The 15,338-nt window shown below is 64.5% G+C and carries 14 protein-coding genes; 5 read left to right on the forward strand and 9 right to left on the reverse strand.

Going from position 1 to position 15,338, the window contains the following annotated elements:
• On the reverse strand, nucleotides 1-1,548 hold the full coding sequence (fadD5, locus tag CH292_RS16475; RefSeq protein ID WP_052083221.1) for a fatty-acid--CoA ligase FadD5: 1,548 nt from the start codon (nucleotides 1,546-1,548) through the stop codon (nucleotides 1-3).
• A gap of 104 nt (nucleotides 1,549-1,652) precedes the next feature.
• Nucleotides 1,653-2,441: an enoyl-CoA hydratase-related protein gene (locus tag CH292_RS16480; protein WP_179277987.1), complete on the reverse strand. Its 789-nt coding sequence runs from the start codon at nucleotides 2,439-2,441 to the stop codon at nucleotides 1,653-1,655.
• Nucleotides 2,442-2,616: 175 nt separating this feature from the next.
• Here CH292_RS16480 and CH292_RS16485 point away from each other — a divergent pair, with 175 nt between their 5' ends.
• The gene (locus tag CH292_RS16485) at nucleotides 2,617-3,843 is read left to right on the forward strand and encodes a TetR/AcrR family transcriptional regulator (RefSeq protein ID WP_020111019.1); all 1,227 of its coding nucleotides are present in this window, start codon (nucleotides 2,617-2,619) and stop codon (nucleotides 3,841-3,843) included.
• Nucleotides 3,844-3,846: 3 nt separating this feature from the next.
• Here the strand turns inward: CH292_RS16485 and CH292_RS16490 are convergent, their stop codons facing one another.
• Entirely contained in the window at nucleotides 3,847-4,782 is a 936-nt protein-coding gene (locus CH292_RS16490) for a DUF808 domain-containing protein (protein WP_094655262.1), read from the reverse strand.
• A 117-nt stretch (nucleotides 4,783-4,899) separates the two neighbouring features.
• Between CH292_RS16490 and CH292_RS16495 the strand changes: the two genes are divergently transcribed.
• Nucleotides 4,900-5,964: an alpha/beta fold hydrolase gene (locus tag CH292_RS16495; RefSeq protein WP_052083222.1), complete on the forward strand. Its 1,065-nt coding sequence runs from the start codon at nucleotides 4,900-4,902 to the stop codon at nucleotides 5,962-5,964.
• On the opposite strand, the gene CH292_RS16500 is transcribed toward CH292_RS16495, so the two are convergent.
• Together CH292_RS16500 and CH292_RS16505 are read right to left on the reverse strand one after the other, a co-directional pair.
• Complete coding sequence (locus CH292_RS16500) at nucleotides 5,914-6,858, reverse strand: oxygenase MpaB family protein (protein ID WP_020111016.1); 945 nt, start codon at nucleotides 6,856-6,858, stop codon at nucleotides 5,914-5,916. The two genes, CH292_RS16495 and CH292_RS16500, sit on opposite strands and share 51 nt — an antisense overlap.
• A 4-nt stretch (nucleotides 6,859-6,862) precedes the next feature.
• Nucleotides 6,863-8,359, reverse strand: a complete 1,497-nt coding sequence (locus tag CH292_RS16505; protein ID WP_019662899.1) for an aldehyde dehydrogenase family protein — start codon at nucleotides 8,357-8,359, stop codon at nucleotides 6,863-6,865.
• 159 nt (nucleotides 8,360-8,518) lie between these two features.
• Between CH292_RS16505 and CH292_RS16510 the strand changes: the two genes are divergently transcribed.
• Entirely contained in the window at nucleotides 8,519-9,694 is a 1,176-nt protein-coding gene (locus tag CH292_RS16510; RefSeq protein WP_026347391.1) for an acyl-CoA dehydrogenase family protein, read from the forward strand.
• Nucleotides 9,691-10,347, forward strand: a complete 657-nt coding sequence (locus CH292_RS16515) for a GntR family transcriptional regulator (RefSeq protein WP_019662901.1) — start codon at nucleotides 9,691-9,693, stop codon at nucleotides 10,345-10,347. Before CH292_RS16510 ends, CH292_RS16515 begins: the two co-directional genes overlap by 4 nt.
• A 7-nt stretch (nucleotides 10,348-10,354) precedes the next feature.
• Here CH292_RS16515 and CH292_RS16520 read toward each other — a convergent pair whose 3' ends face one another.
• Nucleotides 10,355-11,068 carry a TetR/AcrR family transcriptional regulator gene (locus CH292_RS16520; RefSeq protein WP_094655263.1) on the reverse strand — a complete coding sequence of 238 codons (714 nt, stop codon included), beginning with the start codon at nucleotides 11,066-11,068 and terminating at the stop codon, nucleotides 10,355-10,357.
• A gap of 85 nt (nucleotides 11,069-11,153) precedes the next feature.
• Between CH292_RS16520 and CH292_RS16525 the strand changes: the two genes are divergently transcribed.
• Complete coding sequence (locus CH292_RS16525) at nucleotides 11,154-11,972, forward strand: oxygenase MpaB family protein (protein ID WP_094627881.1); 819 nt, start codon at nucleotides 11,154-11,156, stop codon at nucleotides 11,970-11,972.
• Nucleotides 11,973-12,054: 82 nt separating this feature from the next.
• Here CH292_RS16525 and CH292_RS16530 read toward each other — a convergent pair whose 3' ends face one another.
• The 3 genes from CH292_RS16530 to CH292_RS16540 are packed head-to-tail and all read right to left on the reverse strand — an operon-like array spanning nucleotide 12,055 to nucleotide 15,329.
• Nucleotides 12,055-14,409, reverse strand: a complete 2,355-nt coding sequence (locus tag CH292_RS16530; protein WP_094655264.1) for an FdhF/YdeP family oxidoreductase — start codon at nucleotides 14,407-14,409, stop codon at nucleotides 12,055-12,057.
• A gap of 40 nt (nucleotides 14,410-14,449) precedes the next feature.
• Nucleotides 14,450-14,707 carry an acyl-CoA-binding protein gene (locus tag CH292_RS16535; RefSeq protein ID WP_026347392.1) on the reverse strand — a complete coding sequence of 86 codons (258 nt, stop codon included), beginning with the start codon at nucleotides 14,705-14,707 and terminating at the stop codon, nucleotides 14,450-14,452.
• A gap of 43 nt (nucleotides 14,708-14,750) precedes the next feature.
• Complete coding sequence (locus CH292_RS16540) at nucleotides 14,751-15,329, reverse strand: TetR/AcrR family transcriptional regulator (protein ID WP_094655265.1); 579 nt, start codon at nucleotides 15,327-15,329, stop codon at nucleotides 14,751-14,753.
• Nucleotides 15,330-15,338 lie beyond the last annotated feature (9 nt).

Raw genomic sequence — 15,338 nt, forward strand, 5'->3', positions numbered from 1 at the left:
TTACGCGGGTGTCGGTGAATAGGACGTGCGCAGTGCAACTTTGACGACCTTGCCACTGGCGTTGCGGGGGAGTGAATCGACGACGACGAGTTCCTTGGGGTGCTTGTACCTCGCCAGGTGATCCCCGAGCCACGAGGTCAACTCGGCCAACGTGAGGTCGTCGGAGTCGCTCAGGGCGACCACGGCAACCGGGACTTCGCCCCACTTTCCGTCCGGGCGTCCGATGACAGCCGCCTCGAGAATGCGCGGATGCCCGTAGAGGACGTTTTCCACCTCGGCGCAGTAGATGTTCTCACCGCCGGAGATGATCATGTCCTTCTTGCGGTCCACGACGAACACGAATCCTTCGTCGTCCTGCCTGACCAGGTCACCGGAGTGGAACCAGCCGCCGTGGAAAGCGTCGGCGGTGGCGTCGGGGTTCTGCCAGTACTCCTGCATGAGAGTGGGTCCGCGGTAGACGATTTCGCCGATCTGTCCGGTCGGTACGTCGTTCATCTCGTCGTCGACGATCCGCGCCGACACGGTGGGTACGACGCGTCCGACCGAGCCCAGTTTGCGTAGCGCGTCCTTGCCGTCGAGCACGCAGGTGATGGGCGACATCTCGGTCTGGCCGAACACTGCCACGTTCAGGGCGTTCGGGAACGTCTCGGCCATGGCTTTCAAGATCGTGTCCGACGCCGGTGCCGCGCCCCACGAGATGACGCGAAGGCTCAGATCTCTCGGCTTGCGTGTCTGCTCGGCGCACATGGCCTGCCACTGCACGGGCACGAGGAACAGGGTGGTGACGCCTTCTTCGGCGAGGACGTCGAGAAGGGTCGAGGGGTCGAATGCACCGACGGGGTAGATCACCGTCGGTATGCCCAGTTGCAGACTCGGTGCGAGGCTGCCGAGAGCGGCGATGTGGAACATCGGCGATGCGCAGAAGCCGACCTCGTCGACACCGTGCATCTGCAGTGCTCGAATACAGGTCAGCGACTGGGCCTGCATGTTGGAGTGTGTCAGCACAGCGCCTTTGGGTCTACCGGTGGTTCCCGAGGTGTACATGATCAGCGCGGGTGCATCGTCGCGCACGTCGACAGGTGGTGCAGGCTGCGCGTCGGCGAGCAGTTCTTCGTAGGCGTCGCCGACGACGATGATGTCGCCCAGTGAATCGACCTGTGCTGCAACTGCATCGGCCAAGGGGGACAGTGTCTCGTCGGTGATCAACAGGTGGGAACCGCTGTTCTGCGCGAGGTAGGCGACCTCGGGCGGAGTCATGCGGAAGTTCACGGGGACGGCCAGTGCGCCGAGTGCGTTGATCGCGAGCACGGCTTCCAGGTACTCGGGCCGATTGAGCATCAGGATCAGCACACGGTCTCCTGAGCCGACCCCTCGTCGGCTCAGGACGCCGGCGAACCTGCCGACCCGGCTGTCGAGCTGGGCCCAGGTGATGGTGGCGCCCTGGAAGCGCAGGGCAGTGGCGTCGGGCTGCATCAGCGCATGCCGACGAACCTGGTTGTTCCAATTGTTTCGAATCGAACGATGGGGTTCGTTCAAGGGAGCGGACATCGCTCTTCCTCTTTCGTCGAAGGCGGGATGTGCAGTGAGCGTACCGAAGGTCGGGCTTACCCGAGGGCAAATCGAGACGTTTGTTTCTGCATGTCATGTGCTGTCTAAGTTTGCCGTGATTCGCCTTTGTCGCCGAGTAGTGCGCCTACTCGATTGCGAAATTCCGGCGCAGTCAGCAGTTCGATCTGCCCTTCCCTCTCGCGCGCCAACGCATCGCCCAGAAGTGCAAGCGTCGATGCCGTCAGTGCGTGCTTGGTCAGCTGCAGGGCGCGGGCCGGTCCGTGTGCCAGTCGGCGCGCGACCGATGCGACCGTGTCGGCGAGCTCGTCCGCCGGAAGCGCCTGGGTGATCAGACCCGACGCGGCGGCGTCGCGCGCGGTCATCGGCTCACCGAGCAGTGCCATCGCGGTGGCTCGGGCGCGTCCTATCGCTGCCGGGACGAGCAAGCTCGCCCCACCGTCGGGCATCAGCCCGACGCCCGTGAAGGCCAGAAGAAACGTGGCGTCCTCGGCGGCGTAGACGAGGTCGGCGGCCAGTGCCAGAGACACCCCGATGCCCGCGGCGATGCCGCTGACCTGTGCAATCACCGGAACGGGTGCGTCTATGACGGCCCTGATCAAGGAGGATGCGACGTCCATCGTGTGGTCTGCCTGCAGGCGTGCTTCGGCGTCGCTTCTCGGCTGGGCGCGGGAAAGTTCGACGATGTCTGCTCCGGTGCTGAACGCAGGTCCGCGCCCGGTGATCACGACGACCCGAACGCTCGGCCCGAGTGCGGTGAGTGCGTCGATCAGTGCGGTCGTGGTGGCGCCGTCGAGCGCGTTCATTCTTTCGGGTCGATCGATTTCCAGCGTGAGTACGCCGTCGTCTTCGGTTCTGTGCAAACCGTGGGTCATCGAGAGCTCCAGCCGGGTGTCAGGACGTGGGGCGGATGCAGGAAGGGTGCATGCGAATTGCCGCTAACTTAACTCCTCAAATCGGATGTCTGTCAAGGGTCGTGGAAAATTCCTGAACCGACGGGCCGGCGACGGTCACGCGCTATCATGGTTTCTGCTGCTCTCGAGCAGCTTCATGTGCGGTGGCGCGGTGACGGATGGAGGTGTGGTGACGGAAGCGGAAGTGACGGTGAAACGTCGTCGTCCTCGAAATCGGAAGGCGCAGATTCTCACGGCTGCGGCCGAAGCGTTCAGCGAACGTGGCTACCATCCGGTCGGCATCGACGACATCGCTGCGACGGTCGGCATCTCCGGCCCGGCGCTCTATCGTCATTTCCCGACGAAGTACGCACTGTTCGTGCACACCGTCATGCGTCTGGCGGATCAACTGCTGGCCGCGACGGATCCCGCGGTGGTCACCGAGGACGATCCGGAAGCGCGTGTCGAGGCCATGATCACCGCGATCATCCGTACGACCATCGACAACCGCCGGACCGGTGGTCTGTATCGCTGGGAGGGTCGGTACCTGATCGGCGAGGACAAGACGTCGCTGCGGGACAAGCTGTACACCCTGCACGGGCGCGTGGCCGAGCCGCTTCGTCGGGTACGTCCGGCGTTGACGGAAGCCGACGCCGCGCTGCTGGCCACCGGTGCGATCAGTGTGGTGGCGAGCATGACTGCGCACCGAACCGCACTGTCCGCCAAGCAGATCGAGGTCACCGTCCTCCAGGCCGCGTGGTCGGTACTGAGGACGGATCTACCGAAGCTCTCGACGGACGAGTCGGGTGCGGAGCGCCGAGGCGGCGACGGAGGAGATTCCAAACGCGAAGTGCTGCTGCGGGAATCGATGCAACTGTTCTATCAGCGCGGTTATCACGACGTCAGCATCGAGGACATCGGCGCAGCAGCCGGCATCAATGCGTCGAGCGTCTACCGTCATTTCTCGAGCAAGGCCGACCTGTTGGCCGCGGCATTCCACCGCGCGAACGAAAGACTGATCGCGACACTGGACGAGGCGCTTGCGGTATCGACGGAACCGGAGGCCGCTATCGCGACACTGTGCCGGCTCTACACCGAGCTGACGTTCCGTCAGAGCGAGCTCGTGGCCGTCTACTTCGCGGAGATCGGCAATCTCCCGGCCGACCAACGGTCCGGACTTCGGAACGTACAGCGGCAGAACATCGAACAGTGGGCCCGGCTTCTGCGTGATGCGCGGCCCGAGCTGTCGGTGGTGACGTCACGATTCCTGGTGCACGCCGCACTCGGAATCGTCTTCGACGTCGGCCGCGCCGTGCGGTTCGATCGGTCCGACACCACGGTCACGCGGGTGACCGCGGTCATGACCTCGGTTCTTCTGAACTGAAGCTCAGTTCTTGCGCCGCGCCAGCGCGGACTTCACGCCCAACTGTGCGAGTACGACGACGACGCCGACGATCAGGCCGAGCAACGCCGACGCGAGGGTGTTGACGATCCACGCGAGGATCGGTCCGATCCCGGCGATGTCGTGCACCGCTTCCTCGCCGTGGTGGACGAGTTCGTAGAGGGGATGGAAGCCGAGCTCGTCGATGCCGACGAGGAGGATGTGGCCACCGACCCACAGCATCGCCGCGGTGCCGACGATGCCGAGAAACGACATGACCTTCGGCATCGCCTTGACGAGCCCACGGCCGAACTTCGAGGTGAATCCCGTCGACTTGTCCGCCAGGCGCAACCCGATGTCGTCCATCTTCACGATCAAACCGACGACGCCGTAGACGATCACCGTGATGACGACGGCCACGACGGCGAGGATGATCAGCCTGCTCCAGAAGCCTTCGGCAGCAATCGTGTCGAGCGCGATGACCATGATCTCGGCGGAGAGAATGAGGTCGGTGCGGACGGCGCCGGAAACGACGGAGTCCTCGTCCTTCGGCTTGTCGGCGGCCTCGTCGTGGTGGTCACCGTGGCCGAAGACGGCGCCCCAGATCTTGTGCGCAGCTTCGTAGGCGAGGTAGCAACCACCCAGCATCAGAATCGGTGTCAGCAGCCACGGCAGGAATTGGCTCAGCAGCAACGCGATCGGAAGAATGATCAGCAGTTTGTTGCGCAGCGAACCAATCGCGATGCGTTTGATGATCGGAAGCTCACGCTCGGCAGCGAGGCCGCGGACGTACTGAGGCGTCACCGCGGCGTCGTCGATCACGACACCCGCAGCCTTGGCCGTCGCACGTCCGGTTGCCGCTCCCACATCGTCGATGGAGGCCGCGGCCAGGCGCGCGAGTGCGGCCACATCGTCCAACAGGGCAACAAGTCCACCCGCCATCACTGGCCTCCACTTCGAATCGTCCGAACTGCGGCATCACCGCAGGCAGCCCACTCGAGAACGATACCGCCTGCACAGGTAATGCTTTGGTCAAGCAAAGTTGTTAGCATGCGTCACATGTCGTCGACTCGAAAGCTCGTAGCAGGTCTGTCCGCCTCCGTGTTGATGCTGGCGGGGGCGGCCACCGCTCACGCCGCTCCCATCAACACCCCGTGGTCCCCGGACGCGTCCGTCGACAGCGAGCTCGAATTCGTGTCCGACGGTGTCACCTACTACGGCAGCCTAAGGCCCGCGATCGGTGAGGTACGCGGCGCTGCGCTCCTCCTGCCGGGCAGCGGACCGATCGATCGCAACGGCAATTCGCCCGAAGGCAACATCACCCCGAACACCATCGCCTACCTCGCCGACGCCCTCGCAGCCAAGGGCATCACGACGCTGCGTTTCGACAAGATCGGAACGGGCCGCACCGGCACCGAGGGAATCGACACGTCCGTTCCGCTCGGATTCACGCAGCAGATCGACACAGCCGAAGCTGCGGCCGCAGCGCTCTCCGACGCCACCGGCATCAGCGGCGAGAAGTTCTCCGTGCTCGGACACAGTGAAGGCGGGCTGACTGCACTGGCCCTTGCGGACCGCGGCGTCGAGATCGGCAACCTCGGACTGCTGGCACCGTTGGCCATCCGCTACCTCGACCTGCTCCACGCTCAGCTCGACCGCGTCCTGGACAACGTCGTCGCCTCGGGTGAAATGACACCGGAAGAAGCCGACGCCGAGCGAGGCCGAGTCGACGAGACCATCGACGCCATCCGCAACGGACGCCCGGTTCCATACCCCGACGACGAAATCCTGGCGTCCGTAGGACTCAGCGACTCGGGCGCGAAGTTCTTCTCCGAAGCAGACGCGCTGGACCCCGCCGTTCTCGCAGCCGCACTTCCCGCCGACACCGACGTGCTGCTGACCTGCTCGGAGAAAGACCTCAACGTCTCTTGCGGACAGACCGACCGCGTCGCCGACGCACTCGCCGGACGCGACCTGCAGTACTCGCGCTTCGTCAACTCGTCGCACATGCTGAGCGAACTCGGCCCGCTGCCGGCGACCGGCCTGGACATCTACGCCCCGCTGCCCCAGTCGTCAGAGTTTCGCGGCGCTCTCGACGCGTGGGCGGACAGCGCTCTGTCCTGACGCACCTGGGTACGGACAACCGAGCGCACCGAGATCGCTCGGCCGGTAGTTGTTCGGATACCCCGGATACGTCTTGTTGTGCGGGTCGGTGGTACTGCGCGAGGACTTGCGGGTCGGGAGAAATCTCTCGGCCCGCGCCTTCGTTCGTAGGCCCGCCACAGCAAGGCGTCGAACAGTGGGGGAGCCTGCGGGGAAGCCGAACGCGTGGGCCATCTTCTCGTCGAGAAGAGCGAACACGCCCTGCGCGACGGCGGGGCGCAGAGGCGTCGGGAACCAGGAGCAGAACAGGTCGAGCGTGTACGTGCCGACTTTGTGGTTGTCCTCGGTGTACCGGAACGTGCGGTCCTCGTAGTCCAGTTTGAACCGGGCGAGCTCGGTGTAGGACTCTGGAATGTCCTTGATGCCCATGCGAATTCCGACCTGGCGGTAGAAGTGGAACGTCGCCAGGCGCTCCGAGGGATGCAGTCTGCGCCACCCGAAGGTGTCGATCCACTCGATCGGTTCGTAGATGAAGGTCGTCAGCACGTAGAGCATGTCGTCGTTCGAGATGGCGTACTGCGAATGCATCCGGTTGACCATGCGTAGCGCTTCGCGGCCGCGCTCGGAATCGTAACCGTGCTCGACCATCTCGCCCATCAGCAGCGCAGTGTCGTCGTAACGCCGTTGCGGCCGGTCACGGAACTCGCCGGTCTTCTCCAGCAACTCGGAGATGGTGGGAACGCAATAGGTTCGGAACAGAGCGAATTCGAGGGCGCGTTGGTAGTCCCACGGGAACTCGTATCCGGCAGTGATGCGGTGAATGGTGTGGCAGTCCGCAACGGGGTCGAGTTCCTCGATCCGCTTCAGCCAGCCGTAGCGGCCGCGTTTCGGAGTGAGTTCCTGCGTCGTCGTCATGGCGTCAGCCTCTGCCGTGGCGAAGCTTGAGCACCAGTGCGGAGATCTTGAGATCGCGCGCTTTTCTTCGCATCGTCAGTAGATTGAGTGGCGCGGCGAACTTCTGCACGGCAAGGGATTTGACGGTACTGAACTCGCGGAGACCGTCGGCGCCGTGGATGCGGCCGAAGCCGGAGTCCCCGGTTCCGCCGAACGGCAGCGCTGGAATGCCGGCGAAGCCCAGGACGGAGTTGACGGTGACGACGCCACAGTCGAGCTTCTCCGCCGCGCGTCGTCCGGCTGCGTTGTCCTTGGTGAACACCGATGCACCGAGGCCGTAGGACGATGCGTTGGCGCGTTCGATGCCCTCGTCGAGATCGCGAACCTTGTTCACGACGACGGTGGGGCCGAACGTCTCCTCGGTGATCGCTGTGGAGTTCTCGGGTACGTCGGTGAGAATCACCGGGTCGATGTACGGGCCGTGCAGCGAATCCAGGCCTCCCAGAACGGCTCTGCCACCCTTGGCGAGAGCGTCCTCGATCTGGGATCGGACGATGCCGCTCTGCTTGCCCAATGTCATCGGGCCGTACGAGGACGTGCCCGCGCCGCCGGGTTTCAGGGCCTTCGCCGACGCGGCGAACTTCCGCAAGAACTCGTCGTAGACCGGTGCGGCGACGTAGATGCGCTCGACGCCCGCGCACGTCTGGCCGGCGTTGCCCATGGCGCCGAAGGTCGCGAATTCCACTGCCGCATCGAGATTCGCGTCGGCGTCGACGAGCATGGCGTCCTTTCCTCCGCACTCGGCGACCAACGGAGTGAGGGACTGGGCGCATGTCGCCATGACCTTCTTGGCGGTCGCGGTGGACCCGGTGAACGCGATCTTGTCCACACCGGCGGTGCACAGCGCAGTTCCGGTCGAGCCGTCGCCGGTGATCGTCTGGAACACCGGATGAGCAGCAGCGATGGACTCCCACTTCTGTGCCAGCCAGACCCCGACGCCCGGAGTCAGTTCGCTGGGCTTGAACACCACGGTGTTGCCGGCAGCGAGCGAGTACGCGATGGATCCCATCGGGGTGTAGAGCGGGTAGTTCCACGGCCCGATGACGCCGACGACGCCGAACGGCCGGTACCCGACGTAGGCCTGCTGGTTGGGGCTGATCAAGCCGGAGGACACCTTGCGTTGTTTCAGGATCTTCTCGGCGTTTCTGGCGGCCCAGTCGATGTGTTCGACGCCCAGCATGACCTCGAGCAGCGCGTCCTCGTCGGGCTTGCCGCTCTCGGAGGCGATGACGTCGGCGAGAGATTTCGCGTCACGAGCGATGGCGCTCTTGAATTCGAGCAGCCACCGTTTGCGGCCGGTGAACCCCTGGACGTCCCACCACCTGGCGGCGGACCGTGCGCGATCGACTGCGGCCGACACCTCGGCGTCCCCGGCAATCGGATAGGTAGCGAGTACGTCACCGGTGCGTGGGTCGAGGCTGTCGAACGTACGGGCTTTCGTCTCTACGACCTGGTCCGTCATGGTTGTCCTCCGCGTTGTCGAAATCGCATCACATATATTTGATGTGATTTACTGTTGTGGAGCTCACACTATGCGCCGCGTCCGGTCGATAACAACCCCCACCGTCGAAGACGGCCCGGGGCGGCCAAGATCCCGGCCCTCTACCGTCTGGAGCACTTCATGAGTACGGACTTCACCCAGGAACAAGCATCCTTCGCCGCGGCGGTCGCAGCGTTCTGCGCTCGCGAAGCCGGTACTCGAGAGCAGCGCGACGCGTTGACCGAGCACGGACAGCACACCCACAACCAAGGCCTGTACGACAAGATGGCCGAACTCGGATGGCTGGGCGCGACGATTCCCGAGGAGTACGGCGGAGCCGACGGCAGCGTCGTCGACATGTGCATTCTGCTCGAACAAGCAGCCAAGGGCATGGCCCCGATCGGCGGCATCGGCCCGACGCTGATCACCGGCGCCGCCTACGAGAAGTTCGGCACCGCGTCGCAGAAGGAAACGGTGCTCGGCGGCATCGTCGAGGGAAAGAGTTATTCGATCTCGATGTCCGAACCGGAAGCAGGCTCCGACGTCGGCAACCTCAGTTGCAAGGCCGAGAAGACCGAGGGTGGCTGGCTCATCAACGGCCAGAAGACCTGGTGCTCCAACGCGCACTTCGCGGATCGCATTCTGTTGGTTGCGCGAACCGGCAGGAGCGTAGCCGGTGGAGCGACCCGACAGGAGCGCGGGGAAGGGAAGCACGAGGGATTGACGATGTTCGATGTGCCCGCCGACATCGACGGCCTCAACATCGTGGGAATCGGCACGATGGGTGGCAAGGAGGTCAACGACCTCTATTTCACCGATTGCCTGCTCCCCGAGGATTCGGTGGTCGGAGTCGAAGGGCAAGGATGGGCGCAGCTGATGACGGGCCTGAACATCGAACGCCTCATCTTGGCGGCGATGATGCTCGGGACGGCGCAGCGCGCATTCGACGACACCCTCGAATTCATCACGCAACGCAAGCAATTCGGTCGTCCCGTCGGCACCTTCCAAGCACTGCGTCACCGCGTGGCAGACCTTGCGACCGAGATCGAATGCGGTCGGCTACTGGTGTACCACGTCGCCCGGCTCGTCGACGAGAACCCGACGAAGCTGTTCCCGCGGGAAGCGTCGATGGCGAAACTGAAGCTGACCGAAACCGCCAAGAAGGTCGCACTCGAAGGCATGCAGATGATGGGCGGCTACGGCTACGCCACCGAATTCGACATGGAGAAGCACGTCCGCACCACGCTCGTCTCGTCGATCTACGGCGGTACCAACGAAATTCAGCGTGACATCATCGGCAAGACATACGGGCTGTGACTGCTTCGGTACTGCGACGGCGGCCGCAACTGTCGGAAGAGGTTGCGGCGCGCCTGCGAGCGCAGATCATGTCGGGAGTGCTCGGGCCGGGCACGTTCGTGCGCATCGACGACACCGCAGCAGATCTCGGCGTCAGTGCTACTCCTGTCCGCGAAGCGCTCGTGACGCTGCGCGGTGAGGGACTCGTCGAGCAAGTGCCCAATCGCGGCTACCGCGTCGGCGAACTCAGCCGCGAGGACATCGACGACATCTTCTGGCTGCAAGGCACCATCGCCAGCAAGCTCGCCAGACGAGCAGCACGAGTCATCACCGACGTGCAGATCGAAGGGCTCGTCGGCCTCAACGCCCGGCTGCGGGACGCCGTGGCGCGCGCCGACGCCCAGGCCGTCGAAACCTGCGAATTCGAGTTCCACCGCTTCATCAACCGGGTGGCGGGCGGCAAGAAATTGGCGTGGTTCCTCTTCGGGGCAATCCGTTATACCCCGGCCAGGCTCTACGCCTCGGATCCGTCGTGGGGCGAGCAATCGGTCCGCAGTCACGACGCTCTGATCGCGGCCTTCTCGCGATGCGACTTCGACACCGTCGGCGAGCTTATGCGCAGGCAGTTCGCCGACGGGGCGGAGCGCCTGGTCGCGCACCTCGGTCTTCCGTGACGCCTGGTCAGGCAGGAGTGGAGCCTGCGGAATGACCAGGGTGAGCAGGAGTGGAGCCTGCGGAATGACCAGAGTGGGCAGGAGTGGAGCCTGCGGAATGGCCGGGGCGGGACCCGGTAGGGGCGGCGGCGAGGAGTAGGTCCGTGCACCAGTCGACCACGGCATCCTCGTCGAGAATCAGTTCGCCGCCCAGCCATGAGGTCAAGACCTGGGCGAAGCCGCCGACGACGAAGTGGGTCGTGAGGTCGAGGCGTTCGATGGTGTCGGTGGCGTAGAACTCGCTGGCCTGCGAGGCGAGCAGTCCGGCGAACATTCGCGTCGATTCTGATCGTTTGGCGGCGAGAACATCGTTGCTCAGGGTGGCCGAGAAGAGCAGCCGGCCTCGGCGTGGGTCCTCGGCGATCAGACGCACGATCGTGTGTACCGCGGCGTGGACACGGCCGTGTTCGGTGTCGGGTGCGGTGCCGACGGCTGCCAGGGTCGTCGTCGTGATTTCGCCGATCACGTGGTCGTACACCGCTTCCATCAGGTCGTTCTTGTCGCCGAAGCTCTCGTAGAAGTAGCGCGAGGCGACGCCTGCTCTGCGGCAGACGCCGCGCACGGTCAGTTCCGGTTCGGTCGTTCCGAGCAGGTCGAGGCCCGCGTCGACGAGGGCTCGGCGACGTTCGGCGACCCTGGCCGAGCCGTCGACTCCGCCGTAGGTGCGCGGTGATTCGGCCATGAACACATCTTGACACCGATCGTGCAGCGCGCCTAGCGTAATCTGCACACGCACGTATGCAGATATCCGATCAGAAGGATTCGCCATGACAGTCGACAACGAACTGCTCCGCAAATCGATGACCGGGGTCGGCCTGCTCGCCGGTGGCGCCAACGTCATCATGCAACTGGGGCATCCGGCGGTCGGGTACGGAGTGTTCGAGAGTCGCGTCGAAAGCGGCCAGATCAACCGACATCCGGTGAAGCGGACCCGGACCACGCTGTCCTATCTCGCCGTTGCGGGCATGGGCGACGACGACGTCAAGGCTGCGTACCGTAAGGCGACCAACAGATCTCACGCGGCAGTCAAGTCCACGGCGGACAGTCCCGTGAAGTACAACGCCTTCGACCCGAACCTGCAGCTGTGGGTAGCAGCATGCCTGTACCGAGGCTTCGAGGACGTCTACTACGCGCTCTACGGCGAACCCGACCCGGAGTTCCTCGACGAGATGTACCAGAGATGCCACGTTCTCGGATCGACGTTGCAGATGCCGCGCGACATGTGGCCCGCGGACCGCATCACGTTCGAGAAGTACTGGGACGCAGCGCTGGCCGACGTGCACATCGACCCGACCATCCGTCGGTATCTCCACGGAATCGCGTCGGCGACGTTCGTCAAACCCCGAGTGCTGCATCCTTTCATCGGCCCGTTCATGCGGTTCGTGACCACCGGGTTTCTCCCCGAACGGTTCAGGGACGAAATGGAACTGCCGTGGGACCCGATCAAGCAGAAGCGGTTCGATCGGCTCATGGGCACCCTCGCCGTGATCAACCGAGTGACGCCTCAGGTGGTCCGGGAAATGCCCTTCAACGTGCTGCTGTGGGACGTGCGGTCCAGAATTCGCGCGGGGCGCGCCCTGGTTTGATGTGAGTGGAAATGTAGTGCCTTCTGGTCGCCCCGCAGGCTCCGCTCCTGCCCCATGGCCTACATTTCCACTCACACAGGGGTCAGCTGAGATGCCGCGGCTGCGGGTGGTTCTTGTGCGCCTCGTCGGATCCGACGCGATCCTGCGTTCCCTCGCTTGCACATGCGTGCGAGGTTCCCGTGCGAACGAGCTGGATCACCACGGACTTCGAGGTCGGGCAGTTGCTGTCGGTGGCCGTCGAATCGAGTGGGACAAGGGGATTGGTCTCCGGGTAGTACGCCGCCGCGCAGCCGCGCGGAGTGTCGTACTCGACGATGCGGAAGCCGTCGGCGCAGCGGTCGACGTCGTCGTCCTCCCACCGCGTCAGCAAGTCCACGATGTCGCCGTCCTGAAAACCGAGCGCCGCGATGTCCTCGCGATGCACGAACACCACGCGTCGTCCGCCTTCGATTCCGCGGTACCGATCGCTCAGGCCGTAGATCGTGGTGTTGAACTGATCGTGGCTGCGCAACGTCTGCAACAGCAGGTGGCCGTCGGGCACATGCAGTACGTCGATCGGCGACGTCGTGAATTCGCCTCTACCCGACTTTGTCTCGAACGTTCGTGAATCCCGAGGTGGATGCGGAAGCACGAAACCGCCGGGCCGTCGGACATTGACCTCGTAGCCCTCGCACCCGTTGACGACGCGTGAGATGTGCGAGCGGATGGTGCTGTAGTTCTCGCGCATGCCCTTCCAGTCGATCCCGTGGCGGTCTCCGACGGCTGCTTCGGCGATACCGGTCAGGATGGCGACCTCGGATTTGAGCAGATCGCTCGCCGGCTTCAGCGGCCCGCGCGACGAGTGCACCGAGCACGTCGAGTCCTCGACCGAAATCCACTGCTCGCCGGTCGCCTGAACGTCCTTCTCGGTGCGGCCGAGAGTAGGGAGGACGAGGGCGATGTCGCCGGTGACCAGGTGCGAGCGGTTGATCTTCGTGGAGATGTGCACCGTCATCGCCATGCGTCGCATCGCCAGATGCGTCACCGTCGAGTCCGGCGTCGCCTGAACGAAGTTGCCGCCGAGGCCGAGGAAGAAACTGGCCTTTCCGTCGCGCATGGCTCGGATGGAATCGACGGTGTCGAGGCCGTGCTCGCGCGGCGGGTCGAAGCCGAACTCGGCCTGGATGGAATCGAGGAAGTGATCGGGCACCCGTTCCCAGATTCCCATGGTCCGGTCGCCCTGGACGTTCGAGTGACCACGAACCGGAAGCAATCCGGCGCCGGGCTTTCCGATGTTGCCCTGCGCGAACGCGAGATTGGTCAGTTCCTTGATGGTCGCGACGGCGTTGCGGTGCTGCGTCAGGCCCATCGCCCAACAGAAGACGGTGGCCTTCGAGTCGCGCAGCATCTGCGCTGCCTCGGTGATCTGGTGTCGGGACAGGCCCGTCGACGCGGTCACGACGTCCCAGTCGACGGCGGTGACGTTGTCGCGCCAGGATTCGAAGCCGGTGGTGTACTGCTCGACGAAGGCGTGGTCGATCGAGTCCCACTCGACGAGCAGCGACCCGATGGCCTGGAACAGTGCGAGGTCACCGTTCACACGAATGGGGAGGTGGAAGTCGGACAGGTCCGTTCCCGGCCCGACCATCCCGCGGGGCGTCTGTGGATTCTTGAAGTTGACCAGTCCGGCTTCGCGCAACGGGTTGATCGACAGAATCTTGGCGCCGTTCTGCTTCGCCTTCTCCAGCGCGGACAGCATGCGTGGATGGTTGGTGCCGGGGTTCTGGCCTGCGAGGACGATCAGCTCGGCGTCGTACACGTCCTGGAGGGTGACGCTGGCCTTGCCGATACCGATGGTCTCCTGCAGAGCGATCGACGTCGACTCGTGGCACATGTTGGAACAGTCGGGCAGGTTGTTGGTGCCGAACGCACGGGCGAAAAGCTGGTACACGAAGGCGGATTCGTTCGACGCGCGGCCCGAGGTGTAGAAGATCGCCTCGTCGGGGGAGTTCAGGGACCTGAGTTGTTCGCCGATGAGTCGGAACGCGTCGTCCCAGTCGATCGGCTCGTAGAACCGTCCGCCGGGAAGTTTGACCATCGGGTGGGTGATGCGACCTTGCTGGCCGAGCCAGTGTTCGCTCTTGGAGTCGAGCTCGGCGATACTGTGGGCCGCGAAGAACTCCGGCGTCGCGCGGGTCGTCGTCGCCTCTTCGGCAACTGCTTTCGCGCCGTTCTCGCAGAACTCTGCCGCGTGGCGGTGGCCGGGATCAGGGTCCGGCCACGCGCAGCTCATGCAGTCGAAGCCCTCGGCCTGATTGAGGTCGAGGAGGGTCTTGGCGGTGCGCACCGGCCCCATGTGTCCGAGTGCGCGTTTCATCGACACCGCAACGGCGACGGGTCCAGCCGCGTGTGTCTTGGGCTTGTCGATCTTCAGGTCGGCTTCGTCGTAGTCGCGCACGCGGTCCCTTTCCTCGCCGGTGACCGCGGCACCCGCCGGGTCAGCCGAGAAGCTTTCCGACCAGGTCGACGTAGGACTGCTTCGCCGAATCCTGGCTGGTGCCCTCGAGCTTCGCCCAGGCGTCGTACTTGGCGCGGTTCACCATGTCCAGTCTTCCCGGACGCTTACCCGTGACGTCGCCGTTCGAACCTTGCTTGTACAACGAATACAGGCTCAGCAGGTCGTCGTTGCTCGGCTTGGAGGTGAGGGTCTTGACGTCGACTTGAGCTTGCTGGAACGACTGATCGAGATCGGACATCTTCACTCCTGGGGCATGTGCGTCGGTGGTGCGGTCGCGTCGATCATGGCACGAGGGTGGAAGCGTCGGAAACCAGTCGGACGCAATGGGCTACGAACTTCTCTCGCGGTGTGCGGACGGTCCCGTCCAGGTATCCGACGAACAGTGCGGTGAGCGCGCCGACGACACCCACGGCAACCAGATGCCTGTCGTCCTTGGAGAGTCCCTTCAGCTGCGCTTCGACCAGGGAGACGAACGTCGGTGCGAGCGCGAGGCCGCTGCCGCTGATGGCGGACTCGGACATCGGCGCCAGCAGCAGGACTCGGCCGACGCTGGGTTGATCGAGGACCAGTTCGACGAACGCGCGCACCGGGGCCTCCGGACTGGTGGCGGGTACCGCGCCGGCGATGGCGGCGCGCGCGAGCTCGCCGACGTGGCCGTACACGGCGCGGATGAACGTGTCGCGGTCGGTGAAGCTCTCGTAGAAGTACCGCTCGGTGAGTCCCGCCGTGCGGCAGACCGCCCGGACGGTGACCGACGGAGCTTTCGGGTCTCCCAGCAACTCGATCCCTGCGTCGAGCAGGGCGTGATAGCGCTGGTACTGCCTGTCCGCGAGGGATTGACTACGCATGTTGTCAATCATAAGCTGACA

The sequence above is a fragment of the Rhodococcus sp. 14-2470-1a genome (assembly GCF_002259425.1).
Classification (GTDB): domain Bacteria; phylum Actinomycetota; class Actinomycetes; order Mycobacteriales; family Mycobacteriaceae; genus Rhodococcoides; species Rhodococcoides fascians_E.